The 16,658-nt window shown below is 63.4% G+C and carries 15 protein-coding genes; 11 read left to right on the forward strand and 4 right to left on the reverse strand.

Annotated elements, in window-relative coordinates; genetic code table 11:
* Positions 1-212: 212 nt before the first annotated feature.
* The 6 genes from AAGW23_RS05090 to AAGW23_RS05115 all read left to right on the forward strand — a co-directional run bounded on the left by AAGW23_RS05090 (position 213) and on the right by AAGW23_RS05115 (position 4,391).
* Complete coding sequence (locus tag AAGW23_RS05090) at positions 213-860, forward strand: response regulator transcription factor (protein WP_319300332.1); 648 nt, start codon at positions 213-215, stop codon at positions 858-860.
* Positions 857-1,240 carry a curli production assembly/transport protein CsgE gene (gene csgE, locus AAGW23_RS05095; protein WP_148926585.1) on the forward strand — a complete coding sequence of 128 codons (384 nt, stop codon included), beginning with the start codon at positions 857-859 and terminating at the stop codon, positions 1,238-1,240. The genes AAGW23_RS05090 and csgE overlap by 4 nt, the downstream gene beginning before the upstream one ends.
* Positions 1,237-1,647, forward strand: a complete 411-nt coding sequence (locus AAGW23_RS05100; RefSeq protein WP_102835836.1) for a curli assembly protein CsgF — start codon at positions 1,237-1,239, stop codon at positions 1,645-1,647. Before csgE ends, AAGW23_RS05100 begins: the two co-directional genes overlap by 4 nt.
* Before the next feature lie 17 nt (positions 1,648-1,664).
* Positions 1,665-2,501 carry a CsgG/HfaB family protein gene (locus AAGW23_RS05105; RefSeq protein ID WP_342405262.1) on the forward strand — a complete coding sequence of 279 codons (837 nt, stop codon included), beginning with the start codon at positions 1,665-1,667 and terminating at the stop codon, positions 2,499-2,501.
* 88 nt (positions 2,502-2,589) lie between these two features.
* A complete protein-coding gene (locus AAGW23_RS05110) occupies positions 2,590-3,066 on the forward strand; it encodes a curli production assembly protein CsgB (protein ID WP_342405263.1) in 477 nt (158 codons plus the stop codon).
* Positions 3,067-3,116: 50 nt separating this feature from the next.
* Entirely contained in the window at positions 3,117-4,391 is a 1,275-nt protein-coding gene (locus AAGW23_RS05115; protein WP_342405264.1) for a hypothetical protein, read from the forward strand.
* Positions 4,392-4,663: 272 nt separating this feature from the next.
* On the opposite strand, the gene AAGW23_RS05120 is transcribed toward AAGW23_RS05115, so the two are convergent.
* Complete coding sequence (locus tag AAGW23_RS05120) at positions 4,664-5,608, reverse strand: class I SAM-dependent methyltransferase (RefSeq protein ID WP_342405265.1); 945 nt, start codon at positions 5,606-5,608, stop codon at positions 4,664-4,666.
* Positions 5,609-5,795: 187 nt separating this feature from the next.
* Here AAGW23_RS05120 and AAGW23_RS05125 point away from each other — a divergent pair, with 187 nt between their 5' ends.
* Positions 5,796-6,491, forward strand: a complete 696-nt coding sequence (locus tag AAGW23_RS05125; RefSeq protein WP_342405266.1) for an AzlC family ABC transporter permease — start codon at positions 5,796-5,798, stop codon at positions 6,489-6,491.
* Positions 6,488-6,802 carry a hypothetical protein gene (locus AAGW23_RS05130; protein WP_342405267.1) on the forward strand — a complete coding sequence of 105 codons (315 nt, stop codon included), beginning with the start codon at positions 6,488-6,490 and terminating at the stop codon, positions 6,800-6,802. The genes AAGW23_RS05125 and AAGW23_RS05130 overlap by 4 nt, the downstream gene beginning before the upstream one ends.
* Positions 6,803-6,809: 7 nt before the next feature.
* Here AAGW23_RS05130 and AAGW23_RS05135 read toward each other — a convergent pair whose 3' ends face one another.
* The 3 genes from AAGW23_RS05135 to AAGW23_RS05145 form a co-directional block, all read right to left on the reverse strand.
* Positions 6,810-8,753, reverse strand: a complete 1,944-nt coding sequence (locus tag AAGW23_RS05135; RefSeq protein ID WP_342405268.1) for a DNA topoisomerase III — start codon at positions 8,751-8,753, stop codon at positions 6,810-6,812.
* A 175-nt stretch (positions 8,754-8,928) separates the two neighbouring features.
* Positions 8,929-10,005 carry an ATP-binding protein gene (locus tag AAGW23_RS05140; RefSeq protein WP_342405269.1) on the reverse strand — a complete coding sequence of 359 codons (1,077 nt, stop codon included), beginning with the start codon at positions 10,003-10,005 and terminating at the stop codon, positions 8,929-8,931.
* Positions 10,002-10,730, reverse strand: a complete 729-nt coding sequence (locus AAGW23_RS05145) for a response regulator (RefSeq protein WP_342405270.1) — start codon at positions 10,728-10,730, stop codon at positions 10,002-10,004. Before AAGW23_RS05145 ends, AAGW23_RS05140 begins: the two co-directional genes overlap by 4 nt.
* Before the next feature lie 161 nt (positions 10,731-10,891).
* On the opposite strand from AAGW23_RS05145, the gene AAGW23_RS05150 reads away from it, so the two are divergent.
* Genes AAGW23_RS05150 through AAGW23_RS05160 form a run of 3 tightly spaced genes read left to right on the forward strand, consistent with a single transcriptional unit; the run spans position 10,892 to position 16,636 of the window.
* Positions 10,892-12,046 (forward strand): efflux RND transporter periplasmic adaptor subunit, encoded by a 1,155-nt coding sequence (locus AAGW23_RS05150; protein WP_342405271.1) that lies wholly within the window; start codon positions 10,892-10,894, stop codon positions 12,044-12,046.
* 16 nt (positions 12,047-12,062) lie between these two features.
* Positions 12,063-15,200 (forward strand): multidrug efflux RND transporter permease subunit, encoded by a 3,138-nt coding sequence (locus AAGW23_RS05155; RefSeq protein ID WP_342405272.1) that lies wholly within the window; start codon positions 12,063-12,065, stop codon positions 15,198-15,200.
* Positions 15,200-16,636: an efflux transporter outer membrane subunit gene (locus AAGW23_RS05160; RefSeq protein WP_342405273.1), complete on the forward strand. Its 1,437-nt coding sequence runs from the start codon at positions 15,200-15,202 to the stop codon at positions 16,634-16,636. Before AAGW23_RS05155 ends, AAGW23_RS05160 begins: the two co-directional genes overlap by 1 nt.
* Positions 16,637-16,658: the final 22 nt, after the last annotated feature.

Below are 16,658 nucleotides of genomic sequence, written 5' to 3' on the forward strand. Positions count from 1 at the left end.
AAAGGAGATTGAATCTAGTTCAGTCTGTTCTCGAAAGCCAATCGGCCACGCGCGTTTATCAAATGCGGCTCGTCGGAAAACAGGCACCACTTCTCGTTTACGACTTTTTTTTGTCACCACTCTGAACTACCTTTCTTCACACAATGTCAAAGCGCCAGTCCCGCGAGGATCACGGGCGCTCCTAGATAGATCTCATTGCAAAGGATATGCGTATGTTCGATGAAGCCACTGCGGTGCTCGCCTCGTCCACTCGTCTTGCCCTGCTGTCTGACAGCGAGGAACTGGACGCCCTGCTCCATCAGCATTTACAGGGCTGCCCACAGGCTCGCCTCACTCGCAGCAACATGTTCCGTTCAGGGATTACCGATGCCGATCTGGTTCTACTCGATGTCTGCAGCTTTGCACACGAGGAATGCCTGCGCCTGCTTCGTCAATTGCGGGATACGCCGACGGCGCTGGTCAATGCCCCGGTCGATCAGGCGCGTCGCTTGCTGGTTCAGCACCCGTGGATCAAAGGTGTGTTCTACCCGAACGCCAGTCGCACCAACTTCAGCCGCGGCGTCGGCGTCATCCTTGAGGGCGGCGACTGGTTACCCCGAGCGTTGATGGAGAAGCTATTGGGCCGCTACCGTCAGCTGACCCACGCTTCGCGCGCCATCGACGACTTGTCGGTACGGGAGAAACAAATCCTGGCGCTTGCCGGAAAAGGCCTTTCGAACTCTGAAATCGCCGAATCCCTCCATCTGAGCACCCATACGATCAAGAGTCATATCCATAACGCCTTGGGCAAGCTGGGCGCGTCCAACCGCGCGCAGGGCGCGTCGCTCGTGCTGGGGCACGTCGGCGAGTCCGGTATATGAGGGCGGCGTGCCTAGGCCTGCTGCTGCTGTTCAGCATCCAGGCCTGTGCCGATGAAGCCGAACTGAAGGGATTCATCACCAACAACACGGTTTCCCGATCCGGACAGGAGTTCTACCGCAAATTCTGTGAACGTCTGAACGACACCAGCGCGCTGGATTTCAACCTGGCCGTCAAGGAACGCCCCTCGGCGCGCTGGGGAATTCTCGTCTGGGTGGAGCAGAACAATCAGCCGCTGTATCGCCGCTTTTTGCAACCAAACGTCAGTGACATGGAGCAAACCGCCTATGAAGCGGCGGATTTCGTGCTGCAAGAGATAAACCGTAGGAAAGTCGAAGCACTATTCGAAGACACCATTGACCTCGCGAAGGATGAGTTATGAACCGGCCACAACAAAAAATCACCGGCGTCTTCCTGGCCGGATTGCTGCTTAGCTCCGGCCTCAGTGCCACCGAACTGGTCTATACCCCCGTCAATCCATCGTTTGGCGGCAGCCCCCTCAACGGTGCGTGGCTGCTGGGCAGCGCCCAGGCGCAGAACGACAAGAAGGATCCAGATGCGATCGACCGCTCCATTTATGAGCGGCCTTCAGATCTGGAGCGCCTTACCAGTCAGCTCGAATCAAGCCTGCTGAGTGAGCTGCTTAGGGATGCGCAAGCAGGCGAAACCGGTTCGCTCACGACCACGGACTTCTTCGTTCGGGCCTACAACGGCGATGCTGGCTTACTGATCGTCGAAATTACCGATCGAGTGACCGGTGAAATCTCAGAAATCATCATTGGGCAATAACCAGGGAGAGAAAGGCCATGAGAAGCCTATTTATAGCCATCGGGATGATGGCTGTTCTACAAGGCTGCGCCGTACGCGAGCCAATGTCGGCAGACCAGGAAACCCCAACACTCACGCCGCGTACCTCGACCTATCAAGATCTACTTGAGCTGCCCCGCCCGCGAGGCCCACTCGTGGCAGCGGTCTACGGCTTTCGCGACCAGACCGGGCAGTACAAGCCCAGCCCGGCCTCCTCCTTCTCAACAGCAGTAACCCAGGGCGCAGCAAGCATGCTGGTCGATGCCATGCAGGCCAGCGGCTGGTTCATCGTGCTTGAGCGTGAAGGCCTGCAGAACGTGCTGACCGAGCGCAAGATCATTCGGGCTTCGCAAGCCAAACCGGACGTGGCGCCAAATATTCAATCCGAACTGCCATCGCTGCTCGCCGCCAACATCATCATGGAAGGCGCCATTGTCGCCTACGAAACCAACGTGCGCAGTGGCGGGCAAGGTGCTCGCTATCTGGGCATTGGGGTATCGCAGGAATATCGGGTCGATCAGGTCACGGTCAACCTGCGCGCCATCGACGTACGCAGCGGCCAGGTGCTGTCCAACGTGATGACCACCAAGACGATCTATTCCATCGGACGCAGCGCCAACGTCTACAAGTTCATCGAATTCAAAGAACTCCTCGAAGCCGAGGCCGGCTACACCACCAACGAACCGGCGCAGCTTTGTGTGCTGTCAGCCATCGAGGCGGCCGTCGCCCACCTCATCGCGCAAGGGGTCGATCGGCGCCTGTGGCAAACCGCCGACAGCACACCAGCAGTCGAGGCTCAATTGGCGAAATACCTCAGCACCTCCGTCAATCCCTAGCAAACGAAACGGTTTCAGCCATTCGATGGATTTGCAACGTCGCGGTTTAGGTCAGGATGACTTACCGCGACTTAACCAGGGATGACTGATGTTTAACGCGCAAAGGATTGCCTGCAAAGCGCTGCTGCCGCTGCTCTTCGCAGCACTAGCCAGCCCCGCCCTTCTGGCCGCCAGCCTTCCGACCTCGCTCGATCTGGCGCCTGACGAAATCGCCTCCAGCCGATCCCAAGCGATCGCACTGCCACAAACAGAAACCGGCATCTCCGGCCGCAATCTGGCGCTCGTCGCTCAGACCGGCGACAGCCTGAGCGCGGACATCACACAGACCGGCAACGCACTGGAAGCCTTCATCCTCCAGAGCGGCTATGCGCTCGAAGCGTCCATCGAGCAGTACGGCAGCCACAATCAGGGATTGATTGTTCAATCGGGCAGCTACAACAAGGCCCGCATTGAACAGTACGGCGCGTATAACGACGCGCAGATCGAACAGACCGGCACTGGGCATTGCAGCAGCGTCACGCAGCATGGCCAAGGTCTGAGCGCACTGGTCCGCCAGTACCGCTAAAAAAGCACCACCAGGAAGTACCGCTGAAAACATTCCATGGAGATACAACAATGTTCAAGATCAAACCCCTTGTAGCTGCCCTGCTGACCGTTGCCGCCGCTCAGGCTATGGCAGCCGACCACACGTCCGAACAACGCCAGAATGGAGTAAGCAATATTGCCGAGGTAACCCAAAGCTTCGGCAGTTCCAACATGGCCAAGCAGGTGCAGAGCGGCTGGGGCAACGACGCGATGGTCGAGCAGACCCAGTCCTCTTACTCCTCAGCCATGCAAGCCCAGGCCGGCAACTTCAACAAGGCGGACGTCGACCAGAGCCTGGTTGTGAACGGCACCTCTGAGCAAGTGCAGAATGGGCATCGCAACGACGCCAGTGTCAGCCAGCGTAGCGTGGTGTACAGCAGCGCCGAACAGCGTCAGGAGGGAAGCCACAACGTTGCCATTACCGAACAGAACGGCACCTATGACGTTGAAGCCTTCATCAAGCAAAAAGGTCACGGCAACGCTGGGGCCAGCTACCAGTTCGCAGCCAGTGGCAGCAAAACCGCTCTGTACCAAAACGGCGATTCCAACGACGCGACCGTCAGCCAGTCCTTCAGCTCCGGCGACCGCGCCCTGATTGATCAGCGGGGTGGACAGAACGACGCCAAGGTTGTCCAGAAATGGAGTGTTGGCTCGGTCGCCGAAGTCGAGCAGGTCGGCACCGGCAACGATGCCCATGTAAATCAAACAGGTTTAAGCCAGGAGGCCTATACCTATTCGAGCGGTGACTACAACGACCTGACTGTCTACCAAAGCGGCAACAATCAGAACGCATTCGTCTACCAGCAAGGCAACGAGAACCATGCCGATGTAGCTCAGAAGAACAACGGCAACACGGCAAATGCCAGCCAGTACGGGGTCGGCAACGCTGCCGTAATCGATCAGGATGGCCGCAACCAAATCGCCACCGTCGATCAGCACGGTGGCTATAACGACGCCACTGTCGATCAGCACGGCAGGAGCAACTCGCTAGATTTCGATCAGTCGGGTGTCGGCAACACGCTTGTCGCCGTCCAGAATGGGACCGGGAACCGCGTCACCGGCTCCAGCAGCGTCGCCAACAATGACGTCGATCTCGTCCAGGACGGCGAATACAACCTGGCCGACGTCAACCAGTTCGGTTACGGCAACGATGCCATCGTCTCCCAGCATGGCGACAACCTTCAGGCTACGGTTGCGCAGAATGGCGTAGGAAACGAGGCATTGGCCATTCAGAGTGGTGTGGGCAACAACGCACTGATCAGCCAGACAGGCTTCCACAACATGGCAATCGTCACGCAACACTAATACCGCTACACGCGAAACTGCCGGCCTTGGCCCGGCAGTTTCGTTTCAATCTGGCGTTTTTGAGCCGGTTACCGATCCTCGACACAGCGGACCAACTGCCGCCCCGACGGATGGACGGCAAAATATCCCCTCTTCATGTCCTGATTCATCTCGACGCAAAGCAGCAGTGGCAATGCGAGCACAGGTTCAACCAGTGCAAAGCCTGCAGTTCGCAGAGAGATAGGTTCAGGGATACCCTGATCACTTGCGCGCCCCCAGGTTTGAACCGCTGCCTAGGACTGGCCGCGAGTGAAAACCAAAGCCTTGAGACCACTGTCGGGGCTGATGTCGGGGAACTCCGGCGGGTTCTCCAGGCGCGCCTGAAACACCAATTCCGGCGCTTCGGCCGCCATCCCCTGGACAAGAAAATCTGGTCCAGTGTCCGGGTCATTGATGCAGGCCAGCACCGTCCCGCTTTCGGTCAGTAACTCAGGAAGACGTCTGAGGATCTTCTGGTAATCGCGGTTCAGCGCAAAGCTGCCCTTCTGGAAAGACGGCGGGTCGATGATGACCAGATCGTAAGGGCCGATCTTTTTCACCTTTCCCCACGATTTGAACAGCTCGTGGCCAAGAAAACTGACCCGACTCAGGTCATGCTCATTGAGCCGATGGTTGTCGCGCCCGCGGCTCAGCGCCGCGCGCGCCATGTCCAGATTGACCACCTGCTCGGCGCCACCAGCGATAGCCGCCACGGAGAACCCGCAGGTGTAAGCAAACAGGTTCAGCACACGCTTGCCGCCCGCCTGCTGGCGGACCCAGCGTCGGCCGTAGCGCATGTCGAGAAACAGCCCATTGTTCTGTTTGATGCCCAGATCGAGCTTGTAGCGGAGGCCATCCTCGGTGATCACCCACTCCTCGGGCGGCTCTCCAAGCAGCGGCTGCATACGGCTGTCGGCCAGGTAGCGGTGCTGCAGCAACAGCGTATGCGCTCCACTCGACTGCCAAGGTTCTGCCTCGGTCAACGCCGACAGCATCCCGATCAGCGCCTCCAGTTCTTCGGCAGCTGGCTCTCGGAACAGTGAAACCAGCACAACGCCCTGCAGCCAATCCACCGTGATGTGCTCGAGCCCAGCCCAGCAGCGCCCGCGCCCATGAAAGAGCCGGCGGGTTTCGTCCGGCACCTGGGACAAGGCTTGGCTGAGGTGCTGCTGGAGGGTCGCGAGGGCATCTGGCTGCATGTTCAATCGTCTCGAAAAAGGCGCGCGCATTCTAAACGCGAATGGGCACACCTGCTCGAGCGATGGACAACCAGGCGGACTCCCGCTTGCTGGCAACCACAGCCAAGAAAGCAACGAAGCACCCGGTGCTAGACTGTTCGGCCCGGTGCGATGAGCGCACCCTTCGAGCCATCAAGGACAGCGACAGATGGAAGCCACCGCATACCGACCCTTTGACGCCTTGCGCCGGGTCGCGCCCGCAGCGCTGGCGATCATCCCGGTCAGCCTCTTGTTTGGCGTGCTGGCCGGCCGCTCGGACTGGAGCGCGCTGGAAGTCGCCCTGATAGGCCTGTTGGGGTTCACCGGCAGCGGTCAGTTTGCGGTGCTGCCGCTGGCCGATTCCGGCGCCGACTTCATCACCATGCTACTGCTCACCGCTTCGATCAACAGTCGCTACTTGCCAATCGCCTATGCATCGGCCTCACGGCTGCCGCGAACCTGGAGCCTACGCGCAGTCCTCGCGCACATGTTGGGTGACGAGGCCTATGCCACCGAAAGTGAACAGGACAACTGGTCATCGCTGACCGTGATCCGCGCCACGCTGTTCCTCACCTGGGTGGTTGCCGGCGTGGCCGGTGCGCTCATCGGCAACCTGATCCCGGCGAACTGGCTCGCCGCCGACCTGAACCTTGGCTTCCCGGCAAGCGTCGTGTTGATGTTCCTCTCTGCCAGCCAGCTCCACTCGCGCCTGCCCCAACTTAGCGTCAGCAAGGTTCGTTTGTTGCTGGCCGTCGCGCTCTGCATGCTGATCGCCGTGGCGCTGATCATGCTGCTCGGGCCGCTGTATTTCTGGATTCCAAGCGTGCTGCTCGCCACCTTCGTACTGGCGCGGGTGCGCTCGTGAACACGTCCGTGCTGCTGGCCGTTGCGGCGCTGTTCGCCACCAGTTGCCTGGTTCGCATCCTGCCGGTGTTCGTCACGCTCGACCTGAGCGACGCGACCCGTCGCATCCTTGAGCGCGTGCTGCCAACCGCCGTGTTCGTCAACTTCGCGGTGTACATCCTCTACAGCGAGGCCGCCAAGGCACCACTCGCCGCCACCGTTGCATTGGCGCTGGTGGCGGGCATCGCTGTGGCGACACGGCTGGGGCTGATCTTCACGGCGGCGCTGGGTAGCGCCTGCTATTACCTCATGCAGATCTGGTTTGCCGGTTAGCGGACCGTCAGGCGGGGCTGGGTGACTTCGCAGCGCGGTGCTTCCTGGGGGCGGCTTTGCGGCCCGCGCCCTTGCGCTTTTTCCAGGGTGCGCCGCGACCGGCTGGCACGGCCGGTCCGCTGATGGTCAGGCGAACGTTTTTGCACCGTTCGACCTGCTTGCTCATCCATGCAGACTGTTTGCTGACGAACTCATCCAGGCTCATCTCACCGTTCTGCACCATGTCCAACGCCTGCTCCCAGATCGCCGTGGTGCCGGGGTCGGCAATGGCACGCGGCACTGCATCGATCAGGCTGAAGGCCGCCGGTGTTGCCGCCAATGCCTTACCCTGCTTGGTCAGGTAGCCGCGGTCGAGCAACCCCTGAATGATCCCAGCGCGGGTCGCCTCGGTACCAATGCCGGTGGTGTCCTTGAGCTTCTGCTTCAGCTTGGGATCGTCCACCAGCTTGGCCACGTTCTTCATCGCCTTGATCAGATCACCTTCGGTGAAGGGCTTGGGCGGCTGGGTCCAGAGGTCCTTGAAGGTCAGGTCGTGGATCGGGCATATCTGCCCCTCACGCAACGAGGGAAGTGTCTGCGGCCCTGGCGCCTCATGGCCGCGATTGGACGCCAGCGCCTCGGGCAAGGCGCGCCTCCAGCCCGGCTCGACGATCTGTTTGCCGACGGCCCGCAGGGCCTGGCCAGCACAGTCAAAATCCGCCTGGGTGCGATCGTATTCATGCGCGGGCAGAAACTGCGCCAGATAACGCGCACGAATCAGCGTATAGACAGCCAGCGGCTTGCCCGACAGCCGTGCGAAGGCGCGAGCTGCGGCCGTGGGAATGATTCCGTGGTGCGCACCGACCTTGGCGTCGTTCCACGCGCGCGACTTACGCCGGGGTTCGAGGTGCGGTGCGAGCTCGCCGAGCGATGGATCGGCCTGCGCCAACGCGGCCAAAATGCCCGACGCCTCGCTGTGCTGGCTCAACGGCAGATAGCCGCAGTCGCTGCGCGGATAGGTAATCAGCTTGTGGGTTTCGTAAAGCGACTGGGCGATATCGAGCGTTTCCTGAGCGCCCAGCCCGAGCTTTTTCGAGCAGAGTTCCTGCAACGTACCTAGATCAAAGGGCAGCGGTGCCGCTTCGCGCATGCGTTCGGTCTTGAGCGACTGCAGCCTCGCCTCCCCCGCTTGCCGCATCGCCTCTGCCGCCCGCTTCGCGAGATTCTGGTCGAGGCAGCGGCCCTGATCATCACAGCAGTCTTGCGCTGCTCGCCATTGCGCAGCGAACGGCACGCCCTCTCCCAGCAGTTGAACCTCAATGGCCCAGAACGGCAGAGGTACGAAGTCGGCGATGCTGCGATCACGGTCAACCACCAGGCGCAGCGTCGGCGTCTGCACGCGACCCACCGGCAGCACCCCCTGATAGCCGGCCTGCCGCCCGAGCAAGGTGAACAACCGGCTCATATTCATACCGATCAGCCAGTCCGCCCGAGAGCGCCCTAGCGCCGATTGATAGAGGTTGAAGGTGTCAGCACCTGCGCGCAATGCGCCGAGCGACTTGCGAATCGAAGCGTCATCCAGCGCCGACAGCCATAGCCGCTGAATTGGTCCGCGGTAACGGCAGTGCTCGACCAACTCGCGGGCGATCATCTCGCCTTCGCGATCAGCGTCGGTGGCGATCACCAGTTCACTGGCTTCGCCCAGCAGCCGTTTCACCGCCTTGTACTGGCTGGCGGTCTTGGGCTTGACCAGCATCTTCCAGCGCTCGGGCATGATCGGCAGATCAGCCAGCACCCAACGCTTGTAACGCGCGTCGTAACTGTCCGGAGGCGCGGTTTCCAGCAGATGGCCGATGCACCAGGTGACGGTGACGCTCGCGCCAATCCAGCAGCCATCGCCACGCCGCGTGGCGCCAAGCACCTGAGCGATATCTTTGGCCTGAGAAGGTTTTTCGCAGAGAAACAGCCGCATCACGATGTCACTGGGTCGTTTGCCATGCCGGCTAGCATGCGCAGCGAAGACCCGTCAGGCAAGAATTATCTGTATGGATATACAGACCAGGACTGCTGATGACGGTGACATCCAGCGCGAATTGGAGTGACGAAGGTCCGCTTTCCGGCGCAATTGCGAACAGGGTATTAACTGGCTATCGCTGAGCAACCTGCGTGCTGACTGGCCAGGAGATGATGAATAAACTTCCCCTCTCAGAGGCACGGCACATCGCGTGCCCACCATGGCCTTCCGCGATAGCCTTGACAACGGCGAGCCCCAGGCCACTACCACCGCTCTTGCGTGAGCGCGAAGGATCGCCACGACGAAAGGCTTCGAATATCTCGGCGGCCAGGGCACTGTCGATACCGGGGCCGTCGTCCTCCACGCTCAACTGGCAGTCATTGTCGACCTGCTCCAGGCGCACCCGCAGGTTGCCTGGGTCGGCATGGCGCAGGGCATTTTCCAGAAGCGCCATCAGGGCCTGGCGGATGCGAACCGCATCGCACTCCACCAGCATGTTGGCGTCCAGTTCAGCATGCAGGTGAAAACCTTTGGCGGCCAGGGGCGTGGCGAAGGCGTGCAGCACGGTGCTCAGCTCGTCGGCCAGCCTGACCTCAACCCGTTGCACCTCTAAGTGGCCGCTTTCGCTGAGACTCAGCACGCGCAGGTCTTCGATCAGGCGGTTGAGGCCTTCCACCTGGCGCAGCAGCCCCTCGAACAGCTCGTTGCTAGGGTCGAACACGCCCTCGGCGAGGCCTTGTAGACGGCCGCGCAGGATGGTCACAGGCGTGCGCAGCTCGTGGGCGATGGCGGCGTTCCAGAACTCACGCTCGCGCGTCATGCTCTGCAGGCGCTCGGCCATGGCATTGAAGTCGCGCACCAGTTGCGCGGTTTCGCCCATGGCCTGGTCGTCCAGCGGGGCGCGGGCGGTGAGGTTACCCTCGGCCACCTCGCGTAGGCTGTGCGCCACGGAGTTCAGCGGTGTGATCAGCCGTCGCGACAGCCGTACGGCGACGACGACCGCCATGCCGAGGGCAACGATTATGGTGCAGCCGATCCAGATCATCTCCACCCGTGAGGGCATCCAGGTCTCGGAGATGCTGCCCGGCAGATAGGCCACGGCGATGGCATAGAACGCGTAAGAGCCAAACACGGCAATGAAGATGATGCCCAATGCCATCACCGCCAGTGACTGGATGAATTGCCGGCGCAGGCCCGGTGTCGGCTTCATGGCTCGACACCGAAGCGATAGCCCACGCCCCAGACGCTGGCGGGCACGCCCTGAATATCGAGGGCTTCGAGTTTCTTGCGCAGCTTGCTCACATGGCTGTCCACGGTGCGCTCCTGCGTGTCGCCTTCCGGCAGGCAGTCCTCCAGCAGTTCGGCGCGGCTGAAGGCCCGTTTCGGCGCACGCATCAGGCAGGCCAACAGCTTGAACTCGGTCAGCGTCAGCTCTAGCGGTTGCGCCTGGCCATCATGAAAAACACTGGCCTCGTGGCTGTCCAGATCGACCTGGAAAGGGCCGACGCGCAGCATCTGCGTGGTCGCTGGGGCGCTTGTCCTTGTGCGCCGCAACACCGCTTGCACCCGCGCCACTACCTCTGCCGGGTTGAAAGGTTTGACCACGTAGTCGTCGGCGCCCAGGCGCAGCCCCATCAGCTTGTCGATGTCCTGATCGAGCGCGGTGAGCATGATCACCGGGGTATCGCCGCGGGAGCGAATTTCGCTGAGCACCTTCCAGCCATCAAACACCGGCATCTGCACGTCGAGCAACAACAGATCGGGTTTGAGCGCCTGGTGCAGGGCCAAGGCCTGCTGGCCGTCGCTGGCATGCTCGGTGCGCAGGCCGCTGCGCTGCAGGTAGGCGATGAGGATGTCGGCGATCTCGGCTTCGTCCTCGGCGATGAGCACCAACGCTGAGGAGGTGGGGCTAGTACGCGCGTTGAGATCGGACATGAGCAGCCTCGCAGACGGAAGCGCTGAATCTTATAGCGCCCTCCATGCTTTCTCCACAAAGCCTCGACTCATTCGCAATAGCGCTGTTCCAGACTGCAGCCTCGATCAGCTCCCGGTCGCCAACAGTTCGCCGGGGCGCAGTGTTCAGCAAGGAGTGGGTTATGGGCAGCAAACAGCGGCATCTGGGCCTTGTGCTCGCAGGGCTTGCCGTATTGGCATTGGCCGGGTGCGATGCGGCGCCAGAGCAAACCGAAGCAGTCGCGCCGCTGCAAGTGTCGGTGCTGACACTGCAGACGCACGACCTGGCGATCAGCGAGGATCTGCCCGCACGCGTGTCCGCCGTGCGCAGCGCCGAGATTCGCGCGCAGATCGGCGGCATCGTGCAGCGCCGCCTGTTCGAGCAGGGCACCGAGATCAAGTCCGGTGCCGTGCTGTTCCAGATCAACCCGGCTCCCTTCAAGGCTGAGGTCGACAGCGCTGCTGCCGTTCTGCAACGCGCCGAGGCGACACGGGCACGGGCGCGCGTGCAGGCCGAGCGGCTGAAACCTTTAGTAGCGGCCGAAGCGGTCAGCCGCCAGGTGTATGACGATGCCGTGGCGCAGCGCGATCAGGCCGCGGCCGATGTGGCCCAAGCCAAGGCGACGCTGGCACGGCGCAAGCTGGACTTGCAGTTCGCCAGTGTCGAGGCGCCGATTGCCGGGCGCATCGACCAGGCGCTGGTCAGCGAAGGAGCCCTGGTGTCGCCCACCGATGCCACACCCATGGCGCGCATCCAGCAGATCGATCAGGTGTACGTCGACGTGCGCCAGTCCGCCTCGGTGCTGGAGGTGCTGCGTCAGCAGGTCGGATCTGCGACGCCGGAGCTGAGCGTGGAAATCCTTGGTAGCGACGGCAAGCCCCTGGGCATGCGCGGGCGCATCCTGTTTTCAGGCATCGAGGTAGATGCTGGGACCGGCGACGTGCTGCTGCGCGTGCTGGTGGACAACCCACAGCGCCGTCTGCTGCCCGGCCTCTACGTGCAGGCGCGGATTCCCCGTGCTCATTACCCCGCAGCGCTGAGCGTGCCGCAGCAGGCGGTGACCCGCACGGCGGGCCAGGCCAGCGTGTGGGTGGTGGATGCTCAGGGCCAGGCGCAGCCGGTGCCCGTCGAACTCGGTGAGCTGGTGGCGCGCAGTTATCGCGTCGTGTCCGGGCTCAGTGCCGGGCAGCAGGTAGTGATCGAAGGCATCGAGCGCCTGAGCCCGGCTGCCCAGGTTGCCACGCGCCCTTGGCAGCCAGCCGCCAACGGCGAACGCCTCAGCGCCGTCGCGCGCTGAGCTTGGAGAATCTGTCATGCCCCAGTTTTTCATCAACCGCCCGGTGTTCGCCTGGGTGATCGCCCTGTTCATCGTGCTGGTCGGCGTCATCGCCATCCCGCAATTGCCCATCGCCCGCTACCCCTCGGTGGCGCCGCCCTCGGTGACCCTCTACGCCACCTATCCGGGCGCCACCCCGCAGACCCTCAACGACTCGGTGGTAAGCCTGGTCGAGCGTGAGCTGTCGGGGGTGAAGAACCTGCTGTACTTCGAGTCCTCGGTGGACACCTCGGGCACCGCGCAGATCACCGCCACCTTCAAGCCGGGCACCGATGCGGAGCTGGCCCAGGTGGACGTACAGAACCGCATCAAGGCGGTGGAGCCGCGCCTGCCCCAGGCCGTGCGGCAGAGCGGCCTGCAGGTGGAATCCGCCGCTTCGAGCTTTCTGATGATGGTCGGCATGACCTCGCCCAACGGCCAGTACGACGAAGTGGCGCTGAACGATTACCTGGCGCGTAATATCGTCCAGGAACTGCGCCGCATCGACGGGGTGGGGCGTGTGCAACTGTTCGGTACCGAGCAGGCCATGCGTGTCTGGGTCGACCCGAACAAGCTCACCGCTTACGGCCTGACCATGAACGAACTGGCCCAGGCCATCGAGCAGCAGAACGCGCAGATCGCCCCCGGTCGGGTCGGTGACGAGCCTGCCGTACCCGGCCAGCGCCTGACCGTGCCGCTGACCGTGCAGGGGCAACTGACCACGCCGGAGCAGTTCGCAGCCGTCGTGCTGCGCGCTGGTGTCGACGGCGCCAAGGTGGTGCTCGGCGACGTAGCGCGGGTCGAGCTCGGCGCGCAGTCCTATGGCTTCTCCAACCGCGAGAACGGCGTGGCCGCGACCAGTGCCGCCATCCAGTTGTCACCGGGCGCCAACGCCGTACGGACCGCGTCGGCCGTGCGCGAGCGCCTGGCCGAGCTGGCGCCGAGCATGCCGGCGGGCATGGCCTACTCGGTGCCGTTCGACACCGCGCCCTTCGTCAAGGTGTCCATCGAGAAGGTGATCTACACCCTGTTCGAGGCCATGGTGCTGGTGTTCCTGGTCATGCTGCTGTTCCTGCAGAACCTGCGCTACACGCTTATTCCGGCCATCGTTGCGCCCATAGCGCTGCTCGGCACCTTCGCGGTGATGCTGCTGGCAGGCTTTTCGATCAACTCGCTGACCATGTTCGGCATGGTCCTGGCCATCGGCATCATCGTCGACGACGCCATCGTGGTGGTGGAGAACGTCGAGCGGCTGATGGCCACCGAAGGCTTGTCGCCGAAGCAGGCGACCCTGCGGGCGATGCAGGAAATCACCGGGGCGATCATCGGCATCACCCTGGTGCTCACTGCCGTGTTCATACCCATGGCCTTCGGCAGCGGCTCGGTGGGGGTGATCTATCAGCAGTTCACCCTGTCGATGGCGGTGTCGATCCTCTTCTCGGCCATCCTCGCCCTGAGCCTGACGCCGGCGCTGTGCGCCACGCTGCTGCGCCCGGTCAGTGCCGATCATCATGCCAAGCGCGGCTTCTTCGGTGCTTTCAACCGCGCCTTCGAGCGAATGACGACGAGTTATGGCGCGCGTGTGGCGCGCCTGGTCGGGCGCAGCGGGCGGATGATGGCAGCCTTCGCCGCGCTCTGCGTGGTGCTGGCCATCGCCGCCGCGCAGTTGCCGTCGTCCTTCCTGCCGGAAGAGGATCAGGGCTACTTCATGACCTCCATCCAGTTGCCCACCGGTGCCACCAGCGAACGCACGCTGGACGTGGTCAAGGCCTACGAGGCGCACGTGGCCACGCGCCCGGGGCTGGATGCGAACATGGTGGTGCTGGGCTTCAGCTTCGCCGGCTCCGGCCCCAACGCGGCCATGGCCTTCACCATGCTCAAGGACTGGGATCAGCGTCAGGGCGCCAGGGCCGACGAGGAAGCTGCGCTGGCGCAGCAGGCCATGGCGGGCAACGTTGAAGGCACGGTGATGAGCCTGATGCCGCCGGCCATCGACGAGCTGGGTACGTCCTCCGGTTTCACCCTGTTCCTGCAGGATCGCGCCAACCGTGGCGAGGTCGCGTTGCTGGCCGCCCAAGCGCAATTGCTGGAGCTGGCGGCACAGAGCAAGGTGGTCAGCGACGTCTACCCTGATGGTCTGCCGCCTGGCGAGAGCATCCGCCTGGAGATCGACCGGCAGAAGGCCGAGGCCATGGGCCTGTCCTTCGCCGCCGTGAGCAGCACGCTGTCGGCGGCCATGGGCTCGCTGTACGTCAACGACTTCCCCAATGCCGGGCGCATGCAGCAGGTCATCCTGCAGGCCGACGCCCCGGCGCGCATGCAACTGGACGACGTGCTCGGCCTGCGCGTGCGCAATGCCAGTGGCGGCATGGTGGCGCTGCGCGAAGTGGTGGCGCCAGTGTGGAGCGAGTCGCCGCAGCAGATGATGCGCTTCCAGGGTTTCCCCGCCGTGCGCATTGCCGGTGGCGCAGCGCCCGGTGTTTCCAGTGGTGCAGCGATGGCCGAAATGGAGCGCCTGGTAGCGCAGTTGCCAAAAGGCTATGCCGTAGCCTGGACGGGTGCATCATTGCAGGAGCGCCAGTCGGCGGCGCAGGCACCGCTGCTGATGCTGCTCTCGGCCCTGGTGGTGTTTCTGGTACTGGCGGCGCTCTACGAGAGCTGGTCGATCCCGCTGTCGGTGATGCTGGTGGTGCCGCTGGGCCTGCTCGGTGCGGTGGCGGCGGTGATGCTGCGTGGCATGCCCAATGACGTGTTCTTCAAGGTGGGGATGATCACCATCATCGGTCTGTCGGCGAAGAACGCCATCCTTATCGTCGAGTTCGCTCGCCAGTTGCACGCAGAAGGACGCTCGCTGGTCGATGCCGCAGTGACTGCCGCACGCCTGCGCCTGCGACCGATCCTGATGACCTCGCTGGCGTTCACTCTCGGCGTGGTGCCGCTGATGCTCGCTTCTGGCGCCAGCGCCGAAACCCAGCACGCCATCGGCACCGGGGTGTTCGGCGGCATGCTCAGCGGCACCCTGCTGGCAGTGTTCTTCGTGCCGGCCTTCTTCATCTTCGTCATCGGCACCCAGGAGCGTTTGAGCGCCTGGCGTGCTCGGCGTGGCACTGCTGCGCTGACTCAGGAGAACCCGTGATGCGTCTGTTACTGACCCTGTCCCTACTCGGCAGCCTGAGCGCCTGCTCGCTGACGCCGACCCTTGAGCGCCCGGCGGCGCCGGTGCCGGCGAGCTTTCCCATGGCGAGCAATGCAACGGCTTCGACCCTGCCAGCCAGCGCAGTGGGCTGGCGTGCGATGTTCGGTGATCCGCGCTTGCAGCGGTTGATCGACCTGGCACTGGTCAATAACCGCGACCTGCGTTTGGCCACGCTTAACGTGCAGGCGGCGCAGGCTCAGGCAAACATTCAGCGCGCCGCACGCTTGCCAGCCGTGGGGCTGGAGGGCGCGCGTACGCGGGAGCGCACCCTGAGCACCGATGCCACCGGCCAGACGAACCGCGAGGTGAACCAGCAGACCGGGGTGGGCGTCGCCCTCAGCGCCTTCGAGCTGGATCTGTTTGGCCGCGTGCGCGCACTCTCCGACGCGGCGTTCGCGCGCTACCTGGCCAGCGAGCAGGGCCGCGACGCGGCGCAGATCGCCCTGGTTGGCGCGGTGGCCGAGGCCTACTTCGCCCAGCGCCTGGCCGACGAGCAATTGCAACTGACCGAACGCACCCTGGCCGACTGGCAACAGTCGTTGGAGCTGGCGCGCCTGCTCAAGCAGGCCGAGCAGAACAGCAGCCTGGACGTGGCCCAGGCCGAAGGCCAGGTGGCTCTGGCCGAAGCCGACCTGGAGGCGCGCCGCCGCGCCCTGGCGCAAGCGGACAACGCGCTGCAGTTACTGGTGGGCAGCGAACTGCCGGACGATCTGCCCGCCGCCTTGCCGCTGGAGCGTCAGCCCTTGATCGCGCAACTACCGGCTGGGCTGCCGGCCGACCTGCTGCTGAACCGGCCGGACTTGCGCCAGGCCGAGCAGACGTTGGTCGCCGCCAATGCCGATATCGGCGCGGCGCGGGCGGCGTTCTTCCCGCAGATTTCCCTGACCGCCTCCTTCGGTCACGCCAGCACCTCGCTCGGCGGCCTGTTCGACCCGGCGCAGCAGGTCTGGCGCTTTGTTCCACAGATCTCTCAGCCGCTGTTCCACGGTGGACGTCTGCGTGGCGAGCTACACCTGGCCGAGGTGCGCAAATCCGAGGCGGTCGCTCAGTACGAACGCACCATCCAGACCGCCTTCCGTGAGGTGGCCGACGCACTGGCCGGCACGGCCACCTATGACCGCCAGATCGAAGCGCAACTGCGTGCCGTGAACGCGGCCGAGAGGCGACGGACGCTATCCGAGCTGCGCTACCGTGCCGGCACCGATGGGCGCCTGGAATTGCTCGACGCCCAGCGCCAGCTGCAGTCCACACGCCAGGCGCTGCTGGAGCTGCGCCGCGCCGAAATCGCCAACCGGGTGGCGCTGTACAAGTCGCTCGGCGGTGGCCTGCATGAGCGCGATAGAGCGGCAATTGCCGCTGCTACGACTGCTCAGTAGCGTCCATCCAGTTATTTAGGAG

It is taken from the genome of Stutzerimonas chloritidismutans (assembly GCF_038562055.1).
GTDB lineage: Bacteria > Pseudomonadota > Gammaproteobacteria > Pseudomonadales > Pseudomonadaceae > Stutzerimonas > Stutzerimonas chloritidismutans_A.